We start from the raw sequence: 12843 nt of genomic DNA on the forward strand, positions 1-12843 counted from the left end.
CCGCAATCGGGTCCCGCCGCCGGTCACAGGCGGTTGCGCAGGCCCCGTCGTCCGGTCGTCACAGACGCCGACGGCAGGGCCTGCGCCACCAGCCGTCAGGTGCGGTAGGCGTAGAACACCGCGTTCGGGTAGGACATCACCAGGCTCGCCACCGACCTGCGGTAGGTGTTGTTCGAGTGGTAGGTCACGTACGGCATGCCGGTCCAGCTCCGGTACGTGACGATCATGGAGTGGTCCTTGGAACCGTCGCGGTCGAAGTCCATCTGCAGGATGTCCCCGACGCCCAACTGGTAGACGTTCGCGAGGTTCGTCACCCGCTTGCTGGAGAGCGCGAACCAGGACCACTCATTGACGCCCACCCAGGACACGCTCTGGCCCGAGGAGTTGGACCACCAGTTGCGGTAGTCCGAGTCGATGCCGGGGGCGTCCTTCCAGCCGCCCGCCTTCAGCGACTGGCTGATGAAGTTGGTGCAGTCCCCGCCGGCGCCGTTGTAGTGCGGGTAGGCGGGGTTGTAGTTGTTCCAGTACTTCTCCGCGTAGGCCGCCATGGCCGCGTAGTTGTACCCGCTGTTCCCTGCGGTCTTCGGGCGCGCCGCCGCCGGCCAGGAGGTGCCCGCGGGGGTCCCCTCCGGGGGATCGGCGTCCACCGTCTTCGCCACGGGTGCGGCGGGCTCGTTGACCGCGGGGATGCCGGCGTCCTCGCTCTTGATGGCCGCCAGTTCCCAACGCCCGTGGGACGCGGCGAAGGTCACGTTGTGGTGTGCCTGGAAGCCGGTCGTCGCGGGCTCGTTACCGTGGGCGTTCTTGTAGGTCAGGGTCGTGGTCTCGGTGACCTCGACATCGGCGCGCCCGCCGCTGATCTTGACCCTGTCCACGGAGACCTGGGTGTTGCCGGCGCTGTACGCCTCCCCCGCGGCCGCCAGTCGCGCCTTGCGGTCCCGCAACGAGGAGACCGCGGTGTCCTCGGCCCGGGCCAGGCCGGCCGCCAGGCCGACGCGAGCGTCGGATCGCACGGCTTCGCGCCGCACCGGGGCTGCGTCCAGGAGCGCTGCCGTCCGCTGGCCCAGGACGGCCTGGGTCATCCGCTGGAAGGACGCGACGGTCGCCTTGTCGGCCGCCCCGTTGGTCCCGGCCGCGTCCGCGGCCGAGGCCGACGGGAGCGATGCGGCCGACAGGACCGCCGTCACTGCCACGCCCACAGCGGAGCTCAATATGGTTCGTCTCACGTGGTTATCTCCTCTAACGCCCGGTCAGCTCTGGCCGGACAGGGGAATCTTCGCATCTTTTCGGGGGTCTTTGCCCGAAAACCATCCAAACCGACAGAACGGTGACCGTCTGCCAGTTGACGTCTCGCGGAGCCGCGTAGCCATGGAGCGCTTGTCGGTATGCAGAACGCCCCACGATGCGGCGCCGCACCCCGGTACGGGGTGGCGCCGCCGAAGGCGGTCGTCCTGTTCGGCCCTCCCGGCACCGGCAAGACCAGCTTCTTGCCCTTGACGTGTGGTCAGTCCAGCCCGCGCGCGGTGCGGAGGCGGGTCGAGATGTCCCTGGGGTCGATGATCGGTTGCGGGTACCCACCGGGGGTCCGCGCAAGCTTCCAGGGTCGGTGGATCGTTCGGCCCGGGAGGTCGGCGAGCTCGGGGACCCATCGGCGGACGTAGGCCCCGTCGGGATCCAGGCGGTCCGCCTGGGCGAGCGGGTTGAGGATCCGGTTGGGGCGGGTGTCGGTCCCGGTGCCGGCCACCCACTGCCAGTTGAGCTGGTTGTTGGCGATGTCGCCGTCGACCAGCAGGGCGAGGAAGTGGCGGGCACCGATCCGCCAGTCCTGGTAGAGCGTCTTGGCCAGGAACGAGGCCGTCACCAGGCGGGCGCGGTTGTGCATCCAGCCCTCGTGGGCGAGTTGACGCATGCCGGCGTCCACGATCGGGAAGCCGGTGCGGCCCTGGCGCCAGGCCTCGGCCTCGAGTTCGTCGTTCCACCAGCGGTCCCGCTTGGAGCGGTAGTCCGTCCAGGCCGACTGCGGCCGGGCGGCGAGCACCTGGTGGTGGAAGTCCCGCCATGCCAGCTGCCGGACGAACGCCTCGGCGCCCGGCCCGCCCTGACGTCCGGCGAGCCGGGCGAGCTCGGTGGCGGACAGGCAACCGAAGTGGAGGTAGGGCGAGAGCCGTGACGTCGCGTCAGCGGCGAGGTCGTCGTGCAGTTCCTCGTACCGGTCGACGCTCCAGGCCCGCCACAGCCGCCGGCCGGCCGACTCACCGCCCTCCGGCAGACCGGGAGAGTCGGGCTCCACCCGGGGGACGGGTTCGCTCGCGATCCCGGCGGGCGTGCGCAGGGCTTCCGGCGCGCGGTGGGGCGGGCGTTCGCCGGCCTGCCGCCAGACACGGAGGTACGGGGTGAAGACGGCGTAGTGGTCCTTGCCGGCCGGGGTGAGCTCACCGGGCGGGACGACGGTGAGCGATTCGTCGTGGACGTGCAGGCGGTCGCCCAGGTGCCGGCACAGCTCGCGCTCGCGGCGCCCGGCGAAGGCGCTCACCCCCGCCGCGACGTGTACCGAACGCGCGCCGAGTTCGTCGGCCAGCCTCACCGTCTCGGTCGCCGAGCGGCCGTGGCGCAGCACGAGCCTGCCGCCGATCCGCCGGAGTGAACCGTCCAGATCGGTGAGGCAGTCCGCGAGGAAGGCCAGCCGGTTGGGTGCCGCGAAGCCCGCGGCTTCGATGTCGGGGTCGAGGACGAACAGCGGTACGACCTCGTCGGCCTCGTGGCAGGCCGCGCGCAGCACGGGGTTGTCGTGCAGTCGCAGGTCCTGGGTGAGCAGGGCGATGGAGACGGTCATGGGAATCCGGCCAGGGTGCTCGTCGGTACGGGAGGGATGGGTCGGGGTCGGCGTCTTCGGGCGGGAGTGTCAGGTGGGCGCCGGTGCGGAGTGCGTACGCCTCCCGGTCGGCCCTGGTCGAGGTCGACCGGCGTCCAGGCATCGGTCTGCCGCTGCTGGAGGCCGGCAGGAAGTCGACAGCACGGGGCTGCCGCAACCGTACCGCCCGGGTGCCGACCGGAGTTGTGAACCCGGCGCCTCGCGCTCGGGGGTGTCGTGCCCGAGCCCGGACTGGGTGGCCGAGCAGAGCGCGGAGTCGCTGTACGAGGTGGTCCGGTTGCCTGGCGAACCGCTCCTGTCCTACACGCTTGTCGCCGTGACGGGCCGGGCCGGTCTCTCCCAACTCACCGATATCACAGCGCCATTCGCCGTCGCTGACGGGGATGGGCACCGACGACCGGCCACGGCCCGGTGCGCGGGCCGGCCCTGCCCGGCGGCCGGGCGAGCCGGCGGGCCCGCGGACGCCGGCTACGCCTGTGCCGGCTCCGACGGCCTCAGCAGCCGGAGCAGCCGTACCGCCCACACGATCACCGCGGCCAGGGCGATCGCGACGACGGCGGTGGCCATTCCGGCCTGGATGCCGACGCGTACCGTGACGGTGCTGGCCACCAGCGCGCCGAGCGGGACGCCCAGGCCCGAGGAGAGCATCCGGCGGGTGGTGTTGACCCGGCCCTGGAGCTCGGGCGGGGTGACCTCCTGGGAGTAGGTCATCGTGTTCACCAGGACCACGAGGTACGCCGATCCCCACGCCATCAGCGCCACGAGCGCGATGCGCCAGTCGGAGGTGAGGACGACGAGGAGGCCGAGCAGGGCCCCGACGGGCAGCACCCACAGCAGCAGCGGGTAGGCGTCGAAGCGGCGCCGCAGCCGGGGCAGCAGCAGCGATCCGCCGATGCCTCCGGCACTCCAGGCCATGTAGAGCAGGCCGATCCGCCCGTCGGATCCGTGGATGCCCAGCACCCGGTCGGCGAAGACGACCAGCTGCCCGACGATGGCACCGCCGGAGAACGACTGGAGGGTGCCGACCACCGTCAGGACCCGCAGCGTGGGGTGGCCGTACAGGAAGCGGAGCCCCTCCCTGACGGACTCCCGGAGTCCCGGTCGCCTGGCCGCCGAGGGCGGGGAGCTGGGCGTGGTGTGGGCGATGGCCCGGAGGAGGAGGGCGGAGGCGGCGAAGGACGCGGCGTCGAGTGCCAGCGTGCCACCGGGCCGGAACAGCAGGATGAGTCCGCCCGCCACGGCGTTGCCGGCGATCCTTACCACCGTTTCCGCGCCGTAAATCGCACCGTTGGCCCGGGCCAGATTCTCCTTTCCGACGACCTCCGGGACGAATCCGTACACCCCGGCGTCGAAAAAGAGTGACAGGCTGGCCGACAATAGCGCCACCGCCAGAACATGACTGGCGGTCAGCACTCCCATGGCCCAGGCCAGCGGAATGGAGCCGAGGCAGAGGGCATTGAGCCAGTCGGTCACGATCATCAGCGCCCGCCGGTCCACCCGGTCCGCGACCGTGCCGGCGATCAGGCCGAAGGCCAGGTAAGGCAGGGTACTGGCGGCCGAGACCAGGGAGACCAGCAGCGGTGACCTGCTCTCCTGGAAGATCAGGACGGGCAGGGCGACGGTGGTGACGGCGGACCCGAGACCGGATACCACGCGGGACGACCAGAAATATCGGAATCCGATAATGCCACGGAGCGGGCTTTCCTGGGGAGGCGTTGATGCTTCATCATCGATGTCTTTCTGTGACTGAGACCGTGAAGTCATACGAGTTTATAGGCATAGTGCTGATTCACTGTCAATGGTCGCACCAAGAACGGTGTTTCAGCACATTCGGCACCAGTCCGGAATGCAGGACGTGCAGGCGCCGGCCGATCCGGGTCAACACCGCATAGAGGCCGCTGAACCCCCGCGGGGAGGCGTGCGGCATCCCCTGGGGCTCGGCCACCACGACGTGGAAGTGGCACAGCCCAGTGTCCTGTTCGGCGAGCAGGGCGCGGTACCGGGAGCGAACTCGGCGAAGTACGCGTCCCCACGATCCGGCACGGACCGTGCGAAGTACTCCCGGTTCTCCCGCTCGAATTCCAACAGAGCGCCCGCGTGGTCCGCCCGGAGCCGCTCCACCTTCACCATGCGCGACAGCATAAAGGCGGCCGAGTGGCGGCAGGCCCCGTTCGCCGTCCACCGGGGTACGCACCGCCGGGCGCAGACCGGCAGAGCGCGAGCCACCGGGCACGGACACGCGGCAAGCAACACCGTCCCTGGCGCGCCGACGAGGCGTCAGGCAGCTCCCGGTCGGCGGGCGACGGTGGTGAGGAGTTCGGGGAGGGAGCCGGTGAAGCCGGGGAGCAGGCGGAGGGCGGACGCCCACGCCTGAGGATCGGCGCCCAGCTGGCTCCGGAGGAGCCGCGCCGCCTCACGGTGAGGTGGCCGCCAACGCGGCCTGGCAGGACGGGAGTTGAGGTCGGTCGCGGTGAGGAAGGCCACGACCGCGGGAGCCGGGTGGGCGTGCCGGAGGACGTCGGCGGTCGTCAGCCGACCGTCGTCGAGAGCCCGGGGCAGCCAGTCCATCCCCTCGGCGCGGGGCGCGAGGGGCTGCGCGCGCAGTGCCTCGACGAGGAGGGTACGGGGGCAGTCCGGCATGGCGGCCAGTGCCGCCAGCTGGGCGCCGGGCAGCGGCTCGGCGGTGTGAGCGGACATCAGCTGCGGCCAGGGCAGTCGGGTGCCCTCCGCCACCAGGTGGCGCACCCGGTCCGCGACGGAGCCGGCGGCGGTCCTGCGCAGCAGCGCCACCAGCCGCTCCGGTGCCTCCTCGGCCGCCAGCAGCGAGCGGAGCACGGCCAACCCGTCGGGCGCGGCCAGCGCCTTCCGCACGCTCCGGTGCGTACCGGCGGGTAGTGGGTGGCTGGAGTTGCGGCGGCCCGGGAAGTGCTGTTCGTCCAGGAAGGCCTCCACCTCCTGCGGCCCGTGCCGCTCCCACAGGCGGGTCAGGGTGCGCAGCCGACCGCCCTCCGTGTGCAGCCTGCACCTGCTGAGCGTGGCCCTCAGTACCCCGGGATCGCCGGATAGGTGACCGGCGGTCAGCCAGTCGCGGCGATGGACGGCCTTGACCTCGACGAGGTCGGCCAGGAGCTGGGGTGCGACCGGTACCTGCCCGCCGCCACGGCCCCGGCCGGCGAGGATCCGCACCCGCTCCTCGAAGGCGATCGCCCCGTACAGGTAGAGCTTCGCGTTCACCTCGGGGTCGTCGAGGTCCAACAACTCCTCGACGTCTTCCTTCGGGAGGTCCCAGCGGGAGGCGTGGGCGATCTGCGCCAACCTGCCGTGGACGGCGGTGATCCGGTCGCGGATCCGCCGTGCGGGGCGGCCGAAGACGAGCAGGTGCTGGATCGCCCGTTCGTCGAGGAAGGGGATGAGGCTCTCCTGTACGTCCTGTTCGGCGTGTTCGAACAGGAGCTGGAAGATCCGGCGGGCGTCCTCCGGCTCCCGGGAGGGGAAGGCCGCCTTGAGCGGACGGGGCCAGGAAGCTGTCGCGCCGCGCCCGGCCTCGGCGCAGGCTGCGGCTACCAGGGCGGTGGCCGTGCCCTGGAACCGGCTGACTCGGCGGTAGAGCGCGATCCAGGCGGCCGGCTCGGCCCCGAGCGGGGCGACCAGTTCGCGGACCGCCGAGCGGGTGTCCACGTCAGCCGTGCCGGCCGCGGGCAGGACGCCCAGCGCGAGGGCGGCGGGCCGCACCTCGGACAGCATCCACGCGCACGGCAGCCAGCCCTCGGCCAGGCCGGTGGTGAGGGCCTGCCTCAGGCGGTAGCCGGGCATGTCCAGGGCGAGGTCCGACTCGATCAGCACCGACGGCGGCAGCGGACCGGTGCCCCTGGCCATCGTCCCGACCGGATCGGCCCGGAATCCCTCGACCGCCAACTCCGGCGGGCAGCCGGGCAGCCGGTTGAGGGCCATGATCGCGTCGACCGAGAACGGGAGGCGGCGGTGCTCGGCCCACACCTCGTCCCAGTCGACCGCGGTGTCCTGCGGCAGATTCCACATCGGACCGGTGCGAACCTCCGCCACGATCTCGTCGGTCGCCGAGGGCTCACCGTGCAGCACGGCTGCCGGGTCCGGATCGGCCGCGGCCCGGCGCAGCAGCTCGACGAGCCCCGGGTGGCCCAGCTCGTCCCGCTCGGCGAGGTGGTCCGCGAGCGCCGCGAGCCCGTCGCGGCCGCCGTGGGCGAGCACGTCCCGACAGGAGGCCAGCACCATCCCGCTCGGCAGGCTCCGGCCGTGCTCGCCCAGGGCGCGCACGACCAGCTCCGGGAACGGCGCCCGCAGCGCCGGCCGCAGCACGTGACGGGTCGAGTGGCTGAGGAGCTCCTCTACCAGTCCGCCCGGCGAACGCCACGCCGGATCCGCCGGATCGGCGGCGGCCAGCACGGCGGCCCGTATCTGGTGCGAGCTGTCGGCCCACCACCTCGCCTTGTACAGCGCGCAGCCGATCTCGGGATCGCCCAGGCGGGCCAGGCGCAGGTGCGCCTTGCGCATGCCGGGCGCTCCGGAGGAGTTCGCCGCCAGCGCGACTTGCAGGGCTCGGTCGCCGGAGGCGATGACGGCGTCCGTCAGCCGGGGCGACAGCTCGTACTCGTGGCTCAGCACGTCCAGCGTCTCGTCACGCAGCCGCTCCATCAGCACGTCGATCATCGACGGCTCCGCCAGCTGATACGCGGCCGCGATCGCGACGCGCTTGATCGCCCCCACCTGCCGACTCCTCACTTTCCAGGTACGGCAGGACGCTAGCGGGTGGGTCTGACAGACGGGGACTCCGGGCCCGTCGTCCTGACGGAGGCACCCGAAACCCGCAGCGGGTGACGAGACGCGCCGGATCGTCCGACTTCGCCGCCGCGCCCTTCACCGCAGTCGAGTTCGATCCGCAGCCGCGCGCGGCGAGGCAGCCCTGCGGCACTGTTGCTCCGCCCGGCCACCGGTAGGATCACCTACTTGTGGACGCCAGCGCAGGAATCGAGATGATCACGGTACCGCCGGGGCGTGTGACGCTGTCGGACCGACGGACGCAGCGCAGTTGGCCGGTCGAGCTGGCCTCCTACCGGCTCGCGGCCTTCCCCGTCACCCAGGAGCTGTACGCGCGGATCACCGGCGGGCGGCCGGGCACCACCCATGGGGACCGGCTGCCCGTCGAGGGCGTCTCCTGGTGGGACGCGGTCCGGTTCTGCAACGCACTGTCCCGGCACGACGGGTTCGCGCCCGCCTACCGCATCGGCGCCGACGGCGAATCCGTCGAGTGGGACGCGTCCGCCGACGGGTACCGGCTGCCGACCGAAGCCGAGTGGGAGTACGCCTGCCGCGCCGGTACCACCGGACCGCACTACGGACCGCTCGACGAGATCGCCTGGTACCGCGGTAACTCGCACGGCCGCCTCCACGACGTCGGCGGCAAGCAGCCCAATCCGTGGGGCTTCCACGACATGCTCGGCAACGTCTGGGACTGGTGCTGGGACCTCTACGACCCCGCGGTCTACGGCACCTACCGGGTGCTGCGCGGCGGCGGCTGGTTCGACGAGCACTGGAGCTGCCGGGCCTCCGCGCGGCGCCGCTCCCACCCGAGCTTCCGGGTCGACGACGTGGGCTTCCGGATCGCGCGTTCCGTCATGCGCTGATCCGAGGTCGGCACCGGCCCGCCCCAGACCCGGCAGGCGCACCCGAGCGCCCCGGGCCGCGAGACCGGTCGCCCCGCGAAGTGCCGGCCCAAGCGCCCCGGACCGCCACTGCGACGCGCCCGACCGGCCGCCCGCTACGGGAAGACCTGCTCGAGCAGGCGGCCGAGGGCGCGCCGGTCCTCGTCGTCCAGCTGCTCCAGGCCGGTGAGGCCGGTCATCAGCTCGGCCCTGATGAGCCGGACCGTCTCCTCCCCCTGCTCGGTCAGCACGACGTTCTTCACCCTGCGGTCGGCCGGGTCGACCTCGCGGCGGACCAGCCCGCGCGCCTCCAGCCGGTCGGCGATCCCCGTGACGTTCGAGGCGTCGCAGGTGAGCAGATCGGCCAGGGTGCGCATGGGCATCGGCCGGCGCAGCAGGCTGAGCATCTTGCCCTGCATCAGGGTGAGCCCGTGCCCGGCCGCCACGGAGGCGAAGTTGCGGTAGTAGGCGGCAGCCGCGTGTGCGAGCCGGTCCATCAGCTGGACGGGTGTCGGGGGCGACTCGGGCTGACTCATGCAGGGAGCCTACGCGAGTTTGATTGACATCCTCAACCTTTGAGCCCTACCTTCTCTTTTGCTTGAAGACTTCAACCATCCAGGTCATCAAGCCTCTCCCTGCCGCACCCCTCGCTGGAGCACTGCCATGACCTCCGCGCTGTTCGTCGTCACCGGCGCCACCCACTGGACCCTGGCCGACGGCACCGAGCACCCCACCGGCTTCTGGGCCGAGGAACTCGCCGAGCCGCACCGGATCCTCCGCGAGGCGGGTCTGGAGATCACCATCGCCACCCCCGGCGGCGTCGCCGCACCGGTCGACCCGGCCAGCCTCACCCCGGCCGCCGCCGGCGGCGAGGCGCAGGCCGAGCGGCTGGCCGCCTACCTGGACGGCATCCGGGCCGGACTCGAGGGCCCTGCCCGGCTGGAGGAGATCGACCCGGACGCCTACGACCTGGTCTTCTACCCCGGCGGCCACGGCCCGATGGAAGACCTCGCCGGCAACGAGACCTCCGGCCGGATCCTCACCCGCACCCTCGACTCGGGCAAGCCCCTCGGCCTGCTCTGCCACGCGCCCGCCGCGCTGCTCGCCGCCCGCCGCGAGGACGGCAGCCCGACGTTCGCCGGCTACCGGATGACCGCGTTCAGCAACGCCGAGGAGACCGCGGCCGGCTTCGCCGACCGGGCCGCATGGCTCCTCCAGGACCGGCTGGGCGCACTCGGCGCGGACTTCGTCGCCGCCGCGCCGTTCCTTCCGCACACCGTCGTCGACCGCAACCTCCACACCGGCCAGAACCCGGCCTCCTCCGCCGAGCTGGCCCGGACGCTGCTGGCTGCCGTGGCCACCGATCCGACCACGGTGGCGGCCCGGCTGCGGGCCGGCTTCGCCACCGGCCGCACCAGGCCGCTGGAGTGGCGCCTGCGGCAGCTCGCCGCGCTGCGTGCGCTGCTCACCGAGCAGCAGGACACCCTGCTCGCCGCTCTCCACGCCGACCTGGGCAAGGGCCCCGAGGAGGCGTACCGCACCGAGATCGGCTTCACCCTCAACGAACTCGACCACACAGTGGCCAACTTGGCGCAGTGGCTGAGCCCGCGCCCGGCCGCCGTGCCCGACGCCTTCCGGCCCGCCGAGGCCCGGGTGGTCCGCGATCCGCTCGGTGTGGTGCTGATCATCGCGCCGTGGAACTACCCGCTCCAGCTGGCCCTCGCCCCGCTGGTGGGCGCCCTGGCGGCCGGCAACACCGCCGCGCTCAAGCCCAGTGAGCTGGCCCCGGCCACCTCCGCCGCGCTGGCCCGACTGCTGCCGCGCTACCTCGGCCGGGAGACCGCGGCCGTGGTCGAGGGCGGCGTTCCGGAGACCACCGCCCTGCTGGAGCAGCGCTGGGACCACATCTTCTATACCGGCAACGGCACGGTCGGCCGGATCGTGATGGCGGCCGCCGCGCGGCACCTCACACCGGTCACCCTCGAACTCGGCGGCAAGAGCCCGGTGGTGGTCGAACCCGGCGTCGACCTGGCCGCCACCGCGCAGCGACTCGCCCGCGGCAAGTTCCAGAACGCCGGCCAGACCTGTGTCGCCCCCGACTACGTCCTCGCCGTCGGCGACACCGCCGCCGAACTCGGAGCGCGCCTGGCCGAGGCCGTCCGCGCGCTGTACGGCGACGACCCGTCGATCGCACCCGAGTACGGGCGGATCGTCAACGAGCGCCACTTCGACCGGCTCACCGCACTGCTCGGCGACGGCCGAGTGGTCACCGGCGGACAGCACGACCGGGAGAACCGCTACCTCGCGCCCACCCTGCTCGCCGATGTCGCGCCCGACGCACCGGTGATGCGCGAGGAGATCTTCGGCCCGATCCTGCCGATCATCCCCGTCCCCGACCTCGATGCGGCGGTGGCGTTCATCAACGAGCGTGACAAGCCGCTCGCCCTGTACGCCTTCACCGAATCACCCGAGACCAAGCGGCGGTTGACCGAGGAGACGTCCTCGGGAGGCCTCGCCTTCGGCCTGCCGGTCTCCCATCTTGCCGTGCCCGAGCTGCCGTTCGGCGGCGTCGGGGAGAGCGGCATGGGCCGCTACCACGGCGAGTACTCCATCGAGACGTTCAGCCACACTAAGGCGGTACTCGACAAGCCGCTCGGCTGACCGCCCGAACCGGCGCACCGACACCCCGAACCGACGCGCCGACACCCCGAACCGAGGAACAGGAAGGCCCCACCTTGAGCACCACCCCGGACCACCGCGCTGCCGTCGCGGCCGAGACGGCCCATCTCGTCCGCACCGTCGAGGCCGCCGATCCGGCGACTCCCGTACCGTCCTGCCCCGGCTGGACGCTGATCGACCTCATCCGGCACACCGGCAGTGTGCAGCGGTGGTTCTCCGTACTGCTGCGGCAGCGAATCCAGCAGCCGCCGCGCAGCCGGGACGTCGACCTCAAACTGCCCGCCGACCCCGCGGCCTACCCCGACTGGCTGGCCGAGAGCGCCGTCGAGGCCGCCGAGGCGTTCGCCACCATCGACCCGGACAGGCCGATGTGGGCCTGGGGAGCCGACCAGCACGCCCGGTTCTGGGCCCGCCGGATGCTGTTCGAGACCCTGGTGCACCGGGCCGACGCCGAGCTCGCCCTCGGGCTCCACCCCGCGATCGACCGCACGCTCGCGGTGGACGGCGTGGACGAGTTCCTGGTCAACCTGCCGTTCGCGGCCTCCTTCGCCCCCGGCACCGCCCAACTCCGCGGCCAGGGCCGGACCATCCGCTTCACCTGCACCGACGCGGGCGGCGACTGGCTGGTCCGGCTGCGCCCGGACGGCTTCGGCCTCGACGCCGACTCCACCGGCGCGGACCGCCCCGACGCCTCCGTCCGCGCCACCGCCGCCGACCTCCTGCTGCTGCTCTACGGCCGACTGGACCGGACGGCCGACGCGGTCGAAACGGCCGGGGACGAGGAACTGCTCGCACACTGGTTCACGCACTCGGCGTTCTGACCCTCTCCCGGGCACACCGGCTGGGCCACCGCCGTCCGGGGCGACTCCTCCGGACCACGACGGAGATCTGTCCATCCGTCGGACGAGGTGGCGTGACCGCCCGAAACGCGGTTCCGGACAGCGGTCTTGGGGCGAGTCCCCGAGGCCGCTGCCCGGCCGCTTCTCCGCCGGTGGCGGCCACGGCCCGGAGGGCGGCTGTGCCCCTGCCCCCGTGCCGGGGAGGCCCACCGGCGCGACGCGGCCGGTTCCGCTCCGCCGGGCGCGCGTTCAACAGACGAAGAGGCCGGCTCCCGCCGCACGGTCGTTGCCCCGTAAGCTCGCTCGCGTGATCACACGCGAGCCGCCGGGTCAGTTGACCGATCCGTCCTGAGGCACCAAGGCGGGAAGGCAACCGGTACCGGACTCGGCCCCTGGCTCAGGTCGACCCCCGTTCGTGGCGAGTTCCCGGTCGCCCGACCGGCGCAGCCCGGCAGAAGCCGTGCCCGACGACCCAGCGCACTCCCACCCGGCCCCGTGTGCCGCGTGCACGCGGGCGATCACTGCCTGATGCCGCACCATCAGAAACAGGCAGCGGTGCTTGTCGAAGTCGCGGCCGCCACGACAGCACGCCCACCCGGCGCCGGCGCACTCCCCGCGCCGACTTCGGTGTGCCAGAACGCCAGCACCCCGTCGCCGATGGCAGCCGGCGGCGTGAGGTCCGCCCGGGTCCGGCCGCAGGCGCGGCAGGCGGCCCCGCCCCACACACGAGCGGGCGGATCGGTGGCGGTGATGTGACGGGCCGCCCGTCGGCAAC

The 12843-nt window shown here is 72.5% G+C and carries 8 protein-coding genes and 1 pseudogene; 3 read left to right on the plus strand and 6 right to left on the minus strand.

Features of this window, described 5'->3' with window-relative positions; all coding sequences use genetic code 11:
* Positions 1 to 95: 95 nt before the first annotated feature.
* The 5 genes and pseudogenes from ACZ5ON_RS14305 to ACZ5ON_RS14325 all read right to left on the minus strand — a co-directional run bounded on the left by ACZ5ON_RS14305 (position 96) and on the right by ACZ5ON_RS14325 (position 7615).
* A complete protein-coding gene (locus ACZ5ON_RS14305; protein ID WP_465590852.1) occupies positions 96 to 1226 on the minus strand; it encodes an amidase domain-containing protein in 1131 nt (376 codons plus the stop codon).
* Positions 1227 to 1504: 278 nt separating this feature from the next.
* The gene (locus tag ACZ5ON_RS14310) at positions 1505 to 2833 is read right to left on the minus strand and encodes a cryptochrome/photolyase family protein (protein WP_465590857.1); all 1329 of its coding nucleotides are present in this window, start codon (positions 2831 to 2833) and stop codon (positions 1505 to 1507) included.
* A 507-nt stretch (positions 2834 to 3340) separates the two neighbouring features.
* Positions 3341 to 4636, minus strand: coding sequence for an MFS transporter (locus ACZ5ON_RS14315; protein WP_465590861.1), 1296 nt, complete (start codon positions 4634 to 4636; stop codon positions 3341 to 3343).
* A 172-nt stretch (positions 4637 to 4808) separates the two neighbouring features.
* A pseudogene (locus tag ACZ5ON_RS14320) lies at positions 4809 to 5002 on the minus strand (GNAT family N-acetyltransferase); the annotation flags it as partial.
* Positions 5003 to 5149: 147 nt separating this feature from the next.
* Positions 5150 to 7615 carry a hypothetical protein gene (locus ACZ5ON_RS14325; protein ID WP_465590864.1) on the minus strand — a complete coding sequence of 822 codons (2466 nt, stop codon included), beginning with the start codon at positions 7613 to 7615 and terminating at the stop codon, positions 5150 to 5152.
* A 266-nt stretch (positions 7616 to 7881) separates the two neighbouring features.
* Here ACZ5ON_RS14325 and ACZ5ON_RS14330 point away from each other — a divergent pair, with 266 nt between their 5' ends.
* Positions 7882 to 8532, plus strand: a complete 651-nt coding sequence (locus tag ACZ5ON_RS14330) for a formylglycine-generating enzyme family protein (RefSeq protein ID WP_465590867.1) — start codon at positions 7882 to 7884, stop codon at positions 8530 to 8532.
* A 134-nt stretch (positions 8533 to 8666) separates the two neighbouring features.
* On the opposite strand, the gene ACZ5ON_RS14335 is transcribed toward ACZ5ON_RS14330, so the two are convergent.
* Positions 8667 to 9086 carry a MarR family winged helix-turn-helix transcriptional regulator gene (locus tag ACZ5ON_RS14335; RefSeq protein ID WP_465590872.1) on the minus strand — a complete coding sequence of 140 codons (420 nt, stop codon included), beginning with the start codon at positions 9084 to 9086 and terminating at the stop codon, positions 8667 to 8669.
* 127 nt (positions 9087 to 9213) lie between these two features.
* Here ACZ5ON_RS14335 and ACZ5ON_RS14340 point away from each other — a divergent pair, with 127 nt between their 5' ends.
* Together ACZ5ON_RS14340 and ACZ5ON_RS14345 are read left to right on the plus strand one after the other, a co-directional pair.
* Positions 9214 to 11211 carry an aldehyde dehydrogenase family protein gene (locus ACZ5ON_RS14340; RefSeq protein ID WP_465590875.1) on the plus strand — a complete coding sequence of 666 codons (1998 nt, stop codon included), beginning with the start codon at positions 9214 to 9216 and terminating at the stop codon, positions 11209 to 11211.
* A gap of 74 nt (positions 11212 to 11285) precedes the next feature.
* Positions 11286 to 12050 carry a maleylpyruvate isomerase family mycothiol-dependent enzyme gene (locus tag ACZ5ON_RS14345; protein WP_465590878.1) on the plus strand — a complete coding sequence of 255 codons (765 nt, stop codon included), beginning with the start codon at positions 11286 to 11288 and terminating at the stop codon, positions 12048 to 12050.
* Positions 12051 to 12843 lie beyond the last annotated feature (793 nt).

It is taken from the genome of Kitasatospora sp. NPDC032150, from assembly GCF_055579945.1.